General features: G+C 73.6%; 16 protein-coding genes. 8 read left to right on the forward strand and 8 right to left on the reverse strand.

Features of this window, described 5'->3' with window-relative positions:
• The first annotated feature begins 131 nt into the window (after positions 1 to 131).
• From AC07GB_RS20500 to AC07GB_RS20510, 3 genes are all read left to right on the forward strand, one after another.
• Entirely contained in the window at positions 132 to 776 is a 645-nt protein-coding gene (locus tag AC07GB_RS20500) for a DUF2293 domain-containing protein (protein ID WP_478847651.1), read from the forward strand.
• 253 nt (positions 777 to 1,029) lie between these two features.
• Positions 1,030 to 1,509 (forward strand): anthrone oxygenase family protein, encoded by a 480-nt coding sequence (locus tag AC07GB_RS20505; protein WP_478847388.1) that lies wholly within the window; start codon positions 1,030 to 1,032, stop codon positions 1,507 to 1,509.
• A gap of 162 nt (positions 1,510 to 1,671) precedes the next feature.
• Entirely contained in the window at positions 1,672 to 3,159 is a 1,488-nt protein-coding gene (locus tag AC07GB_RS20510) for a glutamate synthase subunit beta (protein ID WP_478847390.1), read from the forward strand.
• A gap of 188 nt (positions 3,160 to 3,347) precedes the next feature.
• On the opposite strand, the gene AC07GB_RS20515 is transcribed toward AC07GB_RS20510, so the two are convergent.
• Together AC07GB_RS20515 and AC07GB_RS20520 are read right to left on the reverse strand one after the other, a co-directional pair.
• Positions 3,348 to 3,563 (reverse strand): DUF397 domain-containing protein, encoded by a 216-nt coding sequence (locus tag AC07GB_RS20515; protein WP_051855567.1) that lies wholly within the window; start codon positions 3,561 to 3,563, stop codon positions 3,348 to 3,350.
• A 99-nt stretch (positions 3,564 to 3,662) separates the two neighbouring features.
• Entirely contained in the window at positions 3,663 to 4,523 is an 861-nt protein-coding gene (locus AC07GB_RS20520; RefSeq protein WP_478847392.1) for a helix-turn-helix domain-containing protein, read from the reverse strand.
• 207 nt (positions 4,524 to 4,730) lie between these two features.
• Here AC07GB_RS20520 and AC07GB_RS20525 point away from each other — a divergent pair, with 207 nt between their 5' ends.
• Together AC07GB_RS20525 and AC07GB_RS20530 are read left to right on the forward strand one after the other, a co-directional pair.
• Positions 4,731 to 5,360, forward strand: a complete 630-nt coding sequence (locus AC07GB_RS20525; RefSeq protein ID WP_478847394.1) for an ATP-binding protein — start codon at positions 4,731 to 4,733, stop codon at positions 5,358 to 5,360.
• Between the two features lie 136 nt (positions 5,361 to 5,496).
• Positions 5,497 to 5,865, forward strand: a complete 369-nt coding sequence (locus tag AC07GB_RS20530) for a hypothetical protein (protein WP_478847395.1) — start codon at positions 5,497 to 5,499, stop codon at positions 5,863 to 5,865.
• A gap of 89 nt (positions 5,866 to 5,954) precedes the next feature.
• Here the strand turns inward: AC07GB_RS20530 and AC07GB_RS20535 are convergent, their stop codons facing one another.
• The 5 genes from AC07GB_RS20535 to AC07GB_RS20555 form a co-directional block, all read right to left on the reverse strand.
• On the reverse strand, positions 5,955 to 6,134 hold the full coding sequence (locus tag AC07GB_RS20535; RefSeq protein ID WP_478847661.1) for a hypothetical protein: 180 nt from the start codon (positions 6,132 to 6,134) through the stop codon (positions 5,955 to 5,957).
• A gap of 134 nt (positions 6,135 to 6,268) precedes the next feature.
• Complete coding sequence (locus tag AC07GB_RS20540) at positions 6,269 to 7,006, reverse strand: DUF899 domain-containing protein (RefSeq protein ID WP_478847396.1); 738 nt, start codon at positions 7,004 to 7,006, stop codon at positions 6,269 to 6,271.
• Positions 7,007 to 7,086: 80 nt separating this feature from the next.
• Positions 7,087 to 8,370, reverse strand: coding sequence for a cytochrome P450 family protein (locus AC07GB_RS20545; protein WP_478847397.1), 1,284 nt, complete (start codon positions 8,368 to 8,370; stop codon positions 7,087 to 7,089).
• A gap of 69 nt (positions 8,371 to 8,439) precedes the next feature.
• Complete coding sequence (locus AC07GB_RS20550) at positions 8,440 to 9,801, reverse strand: amidohydrolase (protein ID WP_478847398.1); 1,362 nt, start codon at positions 9,799 to 9,801, stop codon at positions 8,440 to 8,442.
• Between the two features lie 21 nt (positions 9,802 to 9,822).
• Positions 9,823 to 10,845: a phosphatidylinositol-specific phospholipase C domain-containing protein gene (locus tag AC07GB_RS20555; RefSeq protein ID WP_478847399.1), complete on the reverse strand. Its 1,023-nt coding sequence runs from the start codon at positions 10,843 to 10,845 to the stop codon at positions 9,823 to 9,825.
• 236 nt (positions 10,846 to 11,081) lie between these two features.
• Here AC07GB_RS20555 and AC07GB_RS20560 point away from each other — a divergent pair, with 236 nt between their 5' ends.
• Positions 11,082 to 11,558, forward strand: coding sequence for a DUF3574 domain-containing protein (locus AC07GB_RS20560; RefSeq protein ID WP_478847401.1), 477 nt, complete (start codon positions 11,082 to 11,084; stop codon positions 11,556 to 11,558).
• A 74-nt stretch (positions 11,559 to 11,632) separates the two neighbouring features.
• On the opposite strand, the gene AC07GB_RS20565 is transcribed toward AC07GB_RS20560, so the two are convergent.
• A complete protein-coding gene (locus AC07GB_RS20565; RefSeq protein WP_478847403.1) occupies positions 11,633 to 12,049 on the reverse strand; it encodes a hypothetical protein in 417 nt (138 codons plus the stop codon).
• A 213-nt stretch (positions 12,050 to 12,262) separates the two neighbouring features.
• Between AC07GB_RS20565 and AC07GB_RS20570 the strand changes: the two genes are divergently transcribed.
• Both AC07GB_RS20570 and AC07GB_RS20575 read left to right on the forward strand, forming a co-directional pair.
• The gene (locus AC07GB_RS20570; protein WP_478847405.1) at positions 12,263 to 13,252 is read left to right on the forward strand and encodes a metallophosphoesterase family protein; all 990 of its coding nucleotides are present in this window, start codon (positions 12,263 to 12,265) and stop codon (positions 13,250 to 13,252) included.
• Between the two features lie 22 nt (positions 13,253 to 13,274).
• The gene (locus tag AC07GB_RS20575; protein WP_478847407.1) at positions 13,275 to 14,549 is read left to right on the forward strand and encodes an MFS transporter; all 1,275 of its coding nucleotides are present in this window, start codon (positions 13,275 to 13,277) and stop codon (positions 14,547 to 14,549) included.
• The last annotated feature ends 2 nt before the right edge of the window (positions 14,550 to 14,551 follow it).

The following is a 14,551-nucleotide window of genomic DNA, read 5'->3' on the forward strand; positions in this document are numbered from 1 at the left end:
CCAGGCGCGGGGCGCCGCGGGTGGGCACGGGGGCGGGCTCCGCGTACGGCGCGCGGTCCGGCGGGAAGATACCCACCATGCCGCTGCCCCGCTCCGCAACTGCCGCCGCCGACACCGGCCTTGTGGTCTTCATGACTCTCAAGAACAAGCACAAGCGCTGTGCGGAGTGCGGGGTCGGGCCGTTGGCGCTGCTCGTCCTGGAGGAGGGCAGGCCGGGCTGTCTGGACTGCGCGGACCTCGGGCACCTCGTGTATCTCCCGCGCGGCGACACCGCGCTCACCAGGAGGTCGCGGGAGGGCAGCGGCCTCTCGGCGGTGGTGGTCCGCTTCAACCGGCGCAAGAGCCGGTATGAGCGCCAGGGCGTCCTGGTCGAGGAGGCCGCGCTCGCGCTGGCCGAGGAGCGGTGCCTGGCGGACGCGGAGGCACGGGCGCGGCGGCGCGCGCGGGACGCCGTGCGCCGGGCGGCACGGGACGAGCGGTTCGCCGCGGCGTTCGCGGAGGAGATCCTGCGCCTGTTCCCGCGGTGCCCGCCGGAGCGGGCCCGGCGGATCGCCGCGCACGCCTCGGTGCGGGGCAGCGGCCGGGTGGGCCGCAGCGCGGCCGGGCAGGCCCTCACCCCGCGCGCGGTGACGGCGGCCGTGATCGCGGCGGTGCGTCACACGGAGACGGAGTACGACACCCTGCTGATGAGCGGTGTCCCCCGCGGCGAGGCCAGGCGCCGCATCGCGCGGGTGGTGGAGGAGACGCTGCGCGCCTGGGGCGACGGCACGAGGTGAGCACGGCCCGGACAGGGTCGGAAAGGGGGGCGCGCGCCGGTAGCGAGACGGTGGAGCATGGAGGTGCGGGAACGGCGTATGGCCGGGGGCGCGTCGTGGCATTTGACTTGTCGTAGACACACCGCCTTGTCGTAGACACACCACACCGTGCAGGATCTTGCGCGGCGCGCCGACCGCCCCAGGCCCGGTCCCCCGTGGAAAGCACTCCGCGGGAGCCGATCGTCCAGAGGCCGGACCCATTCAGGGAGTTGCCATGATCACGGGACCCTACTTCGTGCTCACCGTCCTCGGCGCGGTCTCCTGCGGCCTGGTCGCGGGGGTGTTCATCGGCTTCTCCACGTTCGTGATGAAGGGCCTGGCCGCGCTGCCCCCGGCCCAGGGCATCGCCGCGATGAACGCGATCAACGTCACGGCGGTCACGCCGGCGTTCATGGCCGTGTTCATGGGGGCGACCGGCGTGTGCGCGGTGCTCGCCGTGGTCACGTTCGTGCTGTGGCCGGACGAGGGCACGGTGGAGCTGCTCCTCGGCTGCACGCTGTATCTGGTGGGCTGCTTCGGCGTCACCGTGGCGGCGAACGTGCCGCGTAACGACGCGCTGGCGAAGGTCGACGCGGGTTCGGAGCGCGGGGCCGCGTACTGGCGCACGTACGTGGCGGAGTGGACGGTGTGGAACCACGTCCGCACGGCGGCGGCCACCGCGGCCTCGGTGTGCTTCGTCCTCGGCCTGACCTGACCGGCCCGAGCCCTCCCGGGCCAGGGCTCCGGGCCCAGGCCACGGCAGCCCGGTCAGGGACGGACCGGGGCGCCCCGCTCCCGGCATGCCCGCCCCGCCCCCGCGACGTACCGTGACTCGAAGGAGGCGTATCGCGGGGAGGGGAGACGTAGGGAGACGGCCATGGCCGACCCCAAGGGGTTCCTCAGGGTGGCGCGCGAGGAGTGGCCGCGGCGGGCGGTCGGCGACCGGGTCAAGGACTGGGGCGAGGTGTACGAGCCGGGCGCGCTGCTGCCGCTCGTGGAGCGGCAGGCGGACCGGTGCATGGACTGCGGCGTGCCGTTCTGCCACGAGGCGTGCCCGCTGGGGAACCTCGTCCCGGAGTGGAACGAGCTGGTGTCGCGCGCCGACTGGCACGCGGCGGCCGAGCGGCTGCACGCCACGAACAACTTCCCCGAGTTCACCGGGCGGTTGTGCCCCGCCCCGTGCGAGGCGGGCTGCGTGCTCGCGATCAACCAGCCCGCGGTGACGATCAAGAACGTCGAGGCCGCCATCGCCGACCGCGTCTGGGCGGACGGCCTGGCGCCGCCCCGGCCGCCGGATCGGCTGAGCGGCAAGAGCGTCGGCGTCGTCGGTTCGGGTCCGGCGGGCCTCGCGGCGGCGCAGCAGCTCACGCGTGCGGGGCACACGGTCGTGGTGTACGAGCGCGAGGACCGCGCGGGCGGGCTGCTGCGGTACGGGATCCCCGCGTTCAAGATGGAGAAGCGGCATCTGGAGCGGCGGCTCGCGCAGTTGTCCGCGGAGGGCACGAGGTTCCGTACGTCGACGCACGTCGGGCGGGACGTGGGGGCGGCGGCGCTGCGCGCCCGGCACGACGCGGTGGTCCTCGCGGTGGGGGCCACGGCGTGGCGGGACCTGCCGGTACCGGGGCGGGAGCTGGCCGGGGTCCGGCAGGCGATGGAGTATCTGCCGCTCGCCAACCGCGTGTGCGAGGGGGACCTCGACGCGTCGCCGCTGTCGGCGGCCGGGAAGCACGTGGTGATCGTGGGCGGCGGCGACACCGGCGCGGACTGCCTGGGCACGGCGGTGCGCGAGGGCGCGGCGTCGGTGACGCAGGTGGACATCCGGCCGCTGCCGGGCGCCGAACGGGACCGGGCGGCCGAGCCCTGGCCGACGTACCCGCACGTGTACCGCGTGTCGCCCGCGCACGAGGAGGCAGGGGAGCTGGGGTTCGGGCAGCGCCCCGACGCGGACGCGCGGCTCTTCGCCGCGGCCACGCTGCGGTTCACCGGGGACGCGGCGGGGCGGGTGCGGGCCGTCCGGCTGACCGGTGTCGACGAGGGGCGGCGGCCGGTGCCCGGCGCGGAGCGGGTGTTGCGCGCCGACCTGGTGCTGCTCGCGCTGGGGTTCCAGGGGCCTGAGGTGACGGGCGGCGCGGTCGGGGAACTGGGCGTGTCCGTGGCGCCGGGCGGGGCCGTGGCCCGCGACGACGCGTACGCGACGGACGTCCCGGGGGTGTTCGTCGCCGGGGACGCGGGCCGTGGCCAGTCCTTGGTGGTGTGGGCGATCGCGGAGGGCCGGGCCGCGGCGGCGGCCGTGGACCGCTGGCTGATGGGCAGTACGCGGCTGCCGTCACCGGTGGGCGCCCACGACCGCCCGCTCACGGCGTGACACCGCCTCGCTCAAGAGCGGCCTCGCGCGAAGGCCTCGCACAAAGGCCTCGCTCAAGAGCGGCCCTGCACCAAGGCCCCGCACCAAGACCTCGCCCAAGAGCGGCCCCGCGCCAAGGCCCCGCGCCAAGGCCCCGCACAAAGGCCTCGCCCAAGAACGGCCCGTGGCAGCCGCGGCCGCTACGCGCGTCACGACAGCAGGAAGTCGGCCTCTCCGGCCTTCGCTCCCTGTATGAACGCCCTGATCTCGCCATCCGTGTAGATGAGCGCGGGGCCGTCCGGGTCGGAGGACTGGCGCACGGCGACACGCCCGTCGTCCAGCTTCATGGCTTCCAGGCAGTTGCCGCCGTTGCCGCCGCTCCACGGCTTGTGCCAGCCCTCGCTGCCGAGTTCACGGGCGGGCATGCCGTTGTAGATCCGGGAGGATCCGGGGGGCCGGGAATCGGCGCGGGTGTCGGGCCGTGACGAGGGGCCCGTGCCCGCTCGGTGTCGATCTCGGTCCATTCACAGCTCCTTGCGGACATCCCGGAGGATCTCCTTCGTGCGTTGTGCGGTCGCGGCCTGGGCCGCCATGCGGTCCATGACCTCCAGATGCGTCGCCACCTCGGCGCGCGCGTCCAGATAGACGGCACCGGTGAGGTACTCGCTGTAGACCATGTCCGGCAGCTCCGCCATGGCGAAGCGGAAGAGCACGAACGGTCCGAACGTGCCCGGGTGCGGGCCCGCCGCGAACGGCGCGACCTGCAACGTCACACGAGGCATTTCGGTGGCCTCAAGCAACCGGTCGATCTGCGCACGCATCACGTCCGGTCCGCCGACCGGGCGGCGCAGCGCGGTCTCGTCCATCACGACCCACAAACGCGGCGCGTCCTCGCGACTGAGCAGCGTCTGGCGCTCCATGCGCAGGGCGACGTAGCGCTCGATGTCCTCGGGCCGGGTCTGGCCGATGGCTCCGGAGAGCAGGACCCCGCGCGCGTAGTCCTCGGTCTGCAACAGACCGGGCATGAAGTGCGGTTCGTACGACCTGATGAGGCTCGCGGCGCCCTCCAGGCTGACGTACATGCTGAACCAGCCCGGCAGGATGTCGTGGAAGCGCTGCCACCAGCCCGGCTTGTTCGCCTCCTCGGCGAGGACGATGAAGGCCTCGGCCTCTTCGTCGGCGATGCCGTACGCCTTGAGGAGCAGCTGGAGGTACGGGATCTTCAGCGCGACCTCGGCGGTCTCCATGCGGCGCACCGTGGCCGGGGCCACGCGCAGGATCCGCGCGGCCTCGTCGCGCTTGAGCCCCGCGCGCTCACGCAGGTCCTGTAGGCGACGACCGAGAACGACCTGTCCGACGGTCGGCGCCGACCGCGGTTCGCTCACGTCTTACCTCCACCCACTACGCGTCACTCTCTGCATCGCATCTTGCCACTTCGCGTCACTCTGTGTAGTCACGCGGCGCACCAACCCACGCCGCACGGTGAGGCGTTGCGAGAAGTGTGCCATGCGGCGTCTCAAAGGAACATGTCACTGTGCACTTTTCAGAGTGGCCCTTGCCAAGGTGTTCGCGCCGGGGCGATAGTGGAGAGCGTGACTCCGCCCGCATCGTTAGGAACTGAAGCCTCCGATCCCCGACTTGGCGTGTGTGCCGAGGTCCGGGCGGCGGCCGCCGAGCCCTGCGTCACCTTCACCCTGGCCGCGCTGCCGAGTTCCGTCGGCCGCGCCAGGCGGTTGACGCGTGACCGGCTCAGTTCCCTCGCGGTCGGCGACGACGCCTGCGACACGGCAGCGCTCGTCGTATCGGAGCTGGTCACCAACGCCATCGTGCACACCGCTAGCCGGACCGTCGTCTGCGAGATCCGCACGGAAGCCGACACCGTGCGGATAGCCATACGCGACGAGGGCTGTGGTTCGGGGGTTCCACGCCCGACCGGCCTGCGCGGGCCTGACGAGGAGCACGGGAGGGGGTTGCTTCTCGTGAGCGCCGTGAGCAACGCATGGGGTGTCCAGGATTCCGGAGCCGGCCTTTCGGTGTGGGCGGAGCTACCGATCGGCCGCGACCGCGCCGGACCGGCCTTCGGCGCCGGCGCGTTCGGCGGCATGGGGCTGGATTTGGACAACTTCGACGACTACGGCGACGTCGTCACGGACGGCCACGGCAGGGGCCTGACCGGCGACACCCGCCACCGGACCAACCAGAGCGCCACCGGCGGCCTTTAGGCCGACGTGACGGGGATGCGAGTGCGACAGCGATGCGGTCGGGGGATATGTGAGCGCGGGGACATCACGACTGTTCGGCCTTGACACCTTGGTACGGCTCTCGCGTGAGCGGGAGCGGGCGGTCGGACGGCGAGCCGTGAGTGTGCAGCCAGTGGCACGGCTCGCCGTCCCCGCCGGAATGGGGCAGCCCCTCGGCTGCGACGCGGTCGCCATGCCCGCGGAGTTCGGTCCGCGGCTGCTCGACCGGCTGCCCCGGGTGGGATGTGTGTACGAGGACGGACCGCGCTGGTGGTGGATCGTGCCCGCGGATTCCGATGTGGCCCTGGAGTGGCCGCCCGCGGCGTTCTACTCGCCCGGCGCGCTGGTGCCGGACACCGCGCGGGAGCCCGTCCTCGTCCACCGCCCGGAGGGGGCGGTCCCCTATACGCCACCCATTCCGCTGTACTTGGCCCTGTGCCGGATGTCCGGGGCCGTGCCCGCGTGGGCCGGAGCGGTCCGCGCCTGAGCGCCCGGCGTCGCCCCTGTCCCGGGGGACGCCGGCAGGACTTCACCGGGCCGAGGGCGCTCCGCCCCCGGCCCGGGCCCGGGCCCCGCTCAGGCGGCGGGCTCCAGTTCCTCCCGCACGATCACCAGGAAGGCGTCGGTCGCCAGGTCCATCACGACCTCGGCGAGCTGCCCCTCGCTGCGCCGTGCCCGCGCGAACTCCTCCGCGGGCCACGATCCGCGGGGCCCGCCCGCGGGGAAGCTTTCCAGCACCACTCGTTCGTTCATCATGTCCTTGTTCCCCCGTGTGCTCGATGCAGCGCGATGACTCTGCACTGAGAACAACGCGCGGAGCACCCCCGAGGACTCGCGACGTGACCGATCTGACACCGAGTTGGGGCACTCGGGTCACCGCTGTCGACGGCTCAGTACGCGCATGCGCCGTATTCGTCACATTCGCCGTATTCACCGTATTCGCCGTATTCGTCGTGGTAGCGCACGCGTGCGCTCCCCGCGGGCGCGCCGAGTTCGGACGCGCGCCCCTTGGGTTCCTCCCACTCCTCCTGGCGGCCGAGTGCGGTGAGGTCGAGCAGGCTCGTCGTGGAACCGAGGCCGTCGAGGCCGCGGTCGAACGTCGAGTACGTGTGGAAGACGCGCTCGCCGTCCCGCAGGAAGCAGCTGATGCCGGGGCGGTCCAGGAGGCGCCCGGTCCGATCGGCGTACGTCGCGGTGAAGTCGCGGTTGAACCCCGGGCCGCACGTGGAGTACCAGGGCACCACCCAGCCCATGCGGGCCTTGAACGGCAGGATGCGGGTGAAGGGGGCGCGCGAGGCCGCGACGAACGTCGTGCCCCGGGCGCGCAGGTGGGCCAGGTGCCCGATCTGGTCGATGAAGGCCGAGCAGCTGCGGCAGCCCGCGTCCCACTCGGGGGCGAACATGAAGTGGTAGACGATGAGCTGGGCGCGTCCGGCGAACAGGTCGAGCAGCGTCACCTTGCCGTCGGCGCCGTCGAACACGTACTCCTTGTCGATCTCCACCATCGGGAGCCTGCGCCGCTCGGCGTTCAGCGCGTCACGCGCGCGCGTGGCGGCCTTCTCCCGGGCGAGCAGCTCCTCGCGCGCGGCCTGCCACTCCGCGCGCGTGACGATGTGCGGAAGTCCCATGGCGCTTTCCTCCGGTCGCGATCCACGGTTCTCGGGCGTTCTCAGGAGGGTGGACCGGGCGGCCCGGCGGAACTCATCGGTCACGGGCGGGATTTCTGGAATTCCTCCGGATGCCAGCACACGACGGGGAGTTCGAGCAGGCCACGGGCGCGCATCGAGGGGCGCCTGCGCAGCTCCTCCTCCGGTACGGCGAGCGCGAGGCCGGGGAAGCGCTCGATGAGCGCGGCGAGCGCCGTGACCGTCTCCATGCGGGCGAGCGGGGCGCCCAGGCAGTAGTGGATGCCGTGGCCGAGCGCGAGGTGGCCGCTCGCGTCGCGCGTGACGTCGAGCCGGTCGGGGTCGGCGAACCGGTCGGGGTCGCGGCCCGCCGAGCCCGTGGAGAGCAGCACGGTCTCCCCCTTGGGCACGCGGACGCCGCCGATCGTGACGTCCTCCAGGGGGAAGCGGCGGATGGCGAGAAGCACGGGGCCCTCGTGGCGCATGAACTCCTCGACGGCGCCGGGCAGCAGGGCCGGGTCGGCGCGCACCGCGGCGAGCTGTTCGGGGTGGCGCAGCAGGCCGAGGACGGCGTTGCCGATGAGCTGCACCACGTTCTCGTACCCGGCGAACAGGATCAGGAAGGCGAGCGACATCAGCTCGTCCTCGCTGAGCCTCCCGCCGCCGTCGCCACCGTCACAGCCCCCATCCCCGTCCCCGTCGCGCTCGCTGTCGTCGTCGCGCACCGCGATCAGATCGGACAGCAGGTCGTCGCCGGGCTGTTCGCGCTTCTCCGCGATGAGCGCGGTGAAGTAGCCGAGCAGCCCGGCGACCGCTTCCTTGGCGAGGTGGGGCCGCGCCGGGTCGGGCGCGACGAGGGCGTCGGTCCAGGCCCGGAAGTCGGGCCTGCCGGCGGCGGGGACGCCGAGGAGGTCGCAGATGACGGTGACCGGGAGCGGGGCGGCGTACGCGGCCACGAGGTCGCCGCCGCCCGCCTCTTCGAGGGCGTCCAGGAGTTCGTCGGCGGCGCGCCGCACCGGCTCGCGCAGGCGTTCCGTCCGGCCGGGCGTGAACGCCTTGGCGACCAGGCGCCGGACGCGGGTGTGGTCCGGCGGGTCCATGTTCAGGAGGTTGGCGTCCAGGGCGGGCGGAAGGGCGAAGCCGCCGTAGTTGCCCGGCAGGGCGTGTGCCTTGTCCAGGGAGAGGCGCGGGTCGGCGAGGGCCTCGCGGACGTCGGCGTAGCGGGTGACGAGCCAGGCGGCGTTGCCGTCGGTGCCGGTGACGCGCCGCACGGGCGCGCTCTCGCGCAGGAGGGCGTACGTGGCGTACGGGTCGTCGATGAGGCCGTCGAGCGCTTCGGGGGTCGCGGGGGTCGCGGGGGTCGCCATGGTTCTCACCCTAAGGAGTGCCGGTCGGCGGGTGCGCGGCGGGCCGTCACGCGCCGGGGGGCGGGCCCGTCAGGCGTCGTACTCCTGGATCCGCTTGCCGTGCCCGCGGGCGACGAGGGCGGGCAGCCGTGCGGCCAACTCGCGCGTCACCGCGGGGACGTCGACGGTGAGCAGCTCCCGGTCGCGCATCAGGATCCGCCCGTCGACGATCGTCGTGCGGACGTCGCCGGAGCGGGCGCTGTGCACCAGGGTCGCGGCGAGGTCGTGCACGGGCTGGGTGTGCGGCCCGGTGAGGTCGACGAGGACGATGTCGGCCCGGCGCCCCGGGGCGAGGCTGCCGATCCGCTCGCCGAGCCCGACGGCCCGAGCGCTCTGGAGCGTGGCGTGGTGCAGCGCTTGACGGGAGGTCAGCCACCGGGGGTCGCCGGTGGCGGACTTCTGGACGAGCGCGGTGAGCGCCATGGACTCCCACACGTCCAGGGAGTTGTTGGACGCCGCGCCGTCGGTGGCCAGGCCCACCGGGATGCCGAGGTCCGCGAGCAGCCGTACGGGCGTGGGGTCCCAGGCGAACCTCAGGTAGCCGCGCGGCGCGCTGGCGACGGCGGCGCGGCCGGTGGCGGCGCGCAAGGCAGCGGTGTCGCGGTCCAGGATGCCGGTGCCGTGGGCGATGAGGACGTCGGCGTCGAGCAACCCCGCGCGGTGCAGGACCTCGATGGGCGTGACGCCGTGCCGGGCGAGGCTGTGCTCGGTCTGGGCGCGGCTCTCGGCCGCGTGCAGGTGCACCAGGAGGCCGTGGTCCCGCGCGAGCGCGGCGGTCGTGGCGAGGTCGGCGTCGTCGACGGTGTACGGGGCGTGCGGGGCGAGGCAGGTGGTGATGCGCCCTCCGGCGTCGCCCGCGCGGCGGAGCGCGAAGTCGAGGGACGCCTCGCGCCCCCCGGGGCCCTGCGAGGAGAAGTACGCCTGGCCGAGCAGGGCGCGCAGGCCGGTCCCGGCGACGACGTCGGCGACGGTGTCCATGGCGAAGTAGTGGTCGGCGAAGGTGGTGACGCCGCCGCGGATCAGCTCGGCGCAGGCGAGCAGCGCGCCCAGCTCCACGTCGCGCTCGTGGAGGTTGGACTCGATGGGCCACACGTAGTCGTTGAACCACTCCTCCACCGGCACGTCCTCGGCGATGCCGCGCAGGGCCACCATCGGGGCGTGCGTATGGCAGTTGATCAGGCCGGGCAGGGCGGCCTGGCCGCGCGCGTCGAGGCGTTCGGCGGCGTCGAGGCCCGCCGCCGCCGCGGCGGTGGTGATCTCGGCGATCACCCCGTCGCGGACGACGATCGCGGCGTCGTCGGCGAACCCGATCCGCTCCGCGGGGTCGTGGACGAGGGCCGTGCAGCCGGTGATGACGAGGTCGGCGGGACGGGGCGCGGGACGCGTGGTCATCCGCTCACGGTACGGCGCGTCTCAGCCGCGCGGCACCACGGTCGAGAGCACCCGCGGCAGCGGGTACCAGTCCGCCGACACGACGCTGGCGTGCCGCCCCGCCAGCAGCGCGACCCGGTCGCGGGCCTGGGGCTCCGTCGGCCGGGTGCCGTCGATGGCGGGCGGCACCCGGTGGGCGTCGGTCATGACGACCAGGTAGCCCCGGTCCGCGTACCACTGGGTGTCGACGGAGCCGCCCGCGTAGACCGAGGCGTCGCCGTCGAAGAGCACGAACCACGGCCGGATCGAGGCGTCGGCGTACCGGGTGCGCGGGTCGCCGGACGCCGCGCCCAGCACGGCGGGGAAGGCGGCGGCGTCGCCGAGCCTGCCCGCGGCGGCGAGGTCCCGCAGGTGCGTGGCGTACTCGCGGTCGGTCCACAGGGTGTCGGCGGGGTTGTTCTGCTCGACGGTGCCGGGGATCAGCTCGACGACGAACTTCCCGGCGAGCGCGGACCGCGCGGGCCAGCCCTTCGCCCGCACGGCCTCGTCGAGCGTGGCCGCGCCGGCCGCGAGGTCACCGGGCCGGTACAGGGCGTCCCCGAGCTTGGCCTTGAGGAGCGCGTCGAGGTCGGCGGGCCCGCGCCCGCCCCGCGCCTGGAAGCCGTCCTTCAGCTCGACCTTGAGGAGCACGGGCCGGTGCCCGGGGTGGGCGTCGTGCCAGGCCTTCAGGTCGGCGAGGCAGCCGTCGAGGCGCTGGTCGCGCGCCTTGGTGCGCAGTTCCTCAGGGCTCTGCGCGTTCTCGCAGTTGTTGTCGTTGCCGATCGGGTTGCCGTGCGAGACGCGCCAGCCGCGGCCGACGACGTTGGTCCACACGTCGAGTTCGAGCATGGCCGCGCCGGAGTCGAGCGCGTCGGCGAAGTAGGGGTACTTCGCCTTCTCGTACGCGTTGTGGACGCCGACACCGGTGGTGGCGCCGTACGAGGCGTCGTTCCCGGTGGCCGTGGGCTCCGTGGCCGCGGCCGTCCCCGCGAGCGAGGCCGCGACGACGACGCTCCCCACCACCATCCCGCGTATCGCCTTTCGCACCGCCACCACGCGCACCGCCCGTCCCCTTCCACCGCACTGATCAAGTCCGGTGCAACGTACGGGATTGACGTGACGTCACGGAAGACGGCGACTTACGGCCACACCTCGCGCCGTCGCCTCGGCGCGCGTCCCGGGCCCCTACTGTGGTCGACCGTCGAAGATCGGGCCCAGCGGTCACGCCGGGCCCGCCCACCCGCCACGAAAGGCACCCTCACATGGCGCTCACCCTCACGCTCACCGGCCCCCGCCTGGCCGTGGCCGCGGCGGCCGCGGTCCTCGCGATCGGCGCGCCCACGGCGTACGCGGCCCTGGACGGCGACCCCTCGCAGGCGCCCGCCGCGTCGACGGCGGCGGAGCGCGGCAAGCCGTTCGTCGAGACCCATCTGTTCTTCGGCACCGAACGCCCCGACGGGGGCCCTGCGGTGACGGACAAGCAGTTCATGAAGTTCATCGACACCGAGGTGACGCCCGGCTTCCCCGACGGCCTGACCATCCAGCGGGGCCGCGGCCAGTGGAAGGACAGCAACGGCAAGATCGAGCGCGAACGCAGCTACGAGCTGATCCTGCTGTACCCGACGGCCGAGGCGAAGAAGCGCGACAAGCTGATCGAGGAGATCCGCTCCGACTACGAGAAGAAGTTCGCCCAGGACTCGGTGGGCCGCCTGGAGGACCGGGCACGGGTCGACTTCTGAGCGGCAGGGGCCGCGGGCTGCCGGGTGTCGGGGCCCCCGGCACCGTCGGCGCCCCGTCGCCGCCCCGTCGGCGTCTACCCGAGGTGCACGTCCCCCACGGTGTGGGCCTGGATCACGTTGCCTCGCTGCACGCCGCCGCTGATGGTGTTGTGCACGACCCCGCCCCGGCCGTCGCCGTCGTGGCCCAGCTCGTCGAGGAGCAGGCGCAGCTCCGCCGCCGCCTCCGGGTCTGCCCGGAGCGCCCGCCGCATCCGGTTGCGCCACTCGGCCCGCGCGTCGGCCTCGGCGTCGGCGTCGCCCGCGCTCCGGGCGGCCAGCAGCTCGTCCCGCGTCTCGTCGAGCAGGCCCGCCGCCTGGCCCTCGTCCGTCCCGCGCCGCCGCGCGAGGAAGGCCACGACCCGCCCCCGCGTCGCGGCCCACCCGTCCCCCACCATCGCCTGCACGAGCGCGGTGGCCCCGGCCCCGGCCAGGGCGGCCAGCTCTGCGTCCATCGGGTCTCCTTCGTGACGGTCCTCGGGCACGCTCCTTCACGTACGGGGTCAACGGTAGCCGGGGGCACGGGAGTTGGCCGTCCTCGCGCCCTCCCCATCCGGTAGGAAACTTTCCTAACAATTCCCTGTCCGCAATATTGACGCGCACATGTTCACCTCGCCACCATTCCTGGCACGGCCCCTCCCGCACCCCCCACTCGCCAGGAGACGGACATGCCGCAGACACCCCATGCCGAAAACAGCGACAACAACCGGAACGACCGCGACCGGCGCTCCGGCCGCCGCGCCGGCCGAGCCCGCTGGCTCGTCCCCGCAGCCGCCACCACCGCCCTCGCCGCCACCGGCGGCCTGCTGCTCTGGTCCCCCGCCGGGGCGGCCGAGAACGACGGCATCGGGCGGGCCGCGTTCTCCGCCGTCGCCGTGGGTGACATCGCCGAGCAGTGCACCAAGAGCGACAGCAAGTGCGCGCACCCCAAGACGGCCGCGCTCGTGCAGCGCCTCAACCCGGACTTCGTGATGACCATGGGCGACAACCAGTACGACGACGCCCGCCTCAAGGACTTCCAGAAGTACTACGCGACCACCTGGGGCGCCTTCAAGAACAAGACGAAGCCGGTGCCCGGCAACCACGAGACGTACGACCCGGCGGGCGCCCTCAAGGGCTACAAGTCCTACTTCGGATCCGTCGCCTACCCCGACGGCAAGAGCTACTACAGCTTCGACCAGGGCAACTGGCATTTCGTCGCCCTGGACTCCAACAGCTTCGACGACCGGGCGCAGATCGACTGGCTCAAGCGCGACCTCGCCGCCAACGGCAAGAAGTGCGTGGCGGCGTACTTCCACCACCCGCTGTTCTCCTCCGGCGAGCACGGCAACAACCCGGTCAGCAAGCCCGTCTGGAAGCTGCTCCAGGGCGCGAAGACCGAGCTGGTGCTCGGCGGGCACGACCACCACTACGAGCGGTTCGCGCCGCAGGACGCGGACGGCGACGCCGACGCCTCCGGCGGGATCGTCGAGGTCATCGCCGGGACCGGCGGCGCCAACCCGTACAAGATCGAGGAGGTGCAGCCGCACAGCCAGAAGCGGATCACCAACACCTATGGCGTGGTGAAGTTCGACTTCGCGGACGACGGGTTCTCGTGGAAGCTCATCGGGACCGACGGGTCCACGAAGGACACCAGCCCCGCGTACTCCTGCCGCTGACGCCGGACCTGGTGCCCCGCCCATGTATCTGGCCACCACCGACGCGGTCGCCAAGGCCGCGGACGGCCGCCGCGGCCGCGGCCGCGTCACCGGGCCCGTCCTCGCGCTCGGCGCGGTCAGCCTCGTCACCGACATCTCGTCGGAGATGGTCGCGGCCGTGCTGCCCCTGTACTTCGTCCTGGGGCTCGGGCTCTCCCCCCTCCAGTTCGGGTTCCTCGACGGGTTGTACAACGGCGTCACCGCCGTGGTCCGGCTCGCCGGCGGGTACGTCGCCGACCGGCGCGAGCGGCACAAGCTCGTCGCCGGCTCCGGCTACCTCCTGTCGGCCCTGTCCCGGCTCGGCCTGCTGCTCGCGGGCGGCGCCACCGCGGGGATCGGGGCCGCCATCGCGGCGGACCGGCTCGGCAAGGGCGTACGCACCGCGCCGCGCGACGCGCTGATCTCCCTGAACAGCCCGGCGGACCAGCTCGGCCGCGCCTTCGGCGTGCACCGGGCGATGGACACCACGGGCGCGCTGCTCGGCCCGCTCGCGGCGTTCGCGCTGCTGTGGGTCACGGCGGACGCCTACGACGCCGTGTTCATGGTCAGCTTCTGCTGCGGACTCTTCGGGGTGCTGCTGCTCGTCGCGTTCGTACCGGGGCGGCAGGCGCCGCCACCGGCCCCCCGGCGGGCGCGCGGCCCTTCGGCGCCGCGCCTCGCCCTGGCGCTGCTGCGCGACCCGGGCTTCCGGCGGGTCTGCGGCGCCGCCGCGCTGCTCGGGGCGGCCACGGTCGGCGACGCCTTCCTGTACCTGCTGCTCCAGCGGCGGCTCGACTTCGCGGAGAGCTGGTTCCCGCTGCTCCCGCTCGGCACCGCCGCCGTGTATCTGCTGCTCGCCGTGCCCGTGGGGCGGCTCGCCGACCGGTTCGGGCGGCGCGGCCCCTTCCTCGCGGGCCACGGCGCGCTGCTTGCCGCGTACGCCCTGCTGCTCCTGCCGACCGGTGGAAAGCCGCTGCTCATGGGCGTGCTGCTGGCCCTCGGCGTGTTCTACGCCGCCACCGACGGCGTCCTGATGGCGCTCGTGGCCCCCTTCGTGCCGCCGGGCCAGCGGGCCAGCGGCATGGCCGTCGTGCAGACCGGCCAGGCGCTCAGCAGGCTCGTGGCCGCCGCCGGCTTCGGCGCCGCGTGGACGCTGTGGGGCGTCGGCACCGCGCTGACCTGCGCGGCGCTCGCGCTCACGGCCGCGATCGCGGGCGCGGCGGCGCTGCTGCCCCGCGCCGGCGACCCCCACGGCACGCTTCCCCGGAGGACGACCTGACC

This window comes from Streptomyces sp. NPDC045778, assembly GCF_056431945.1.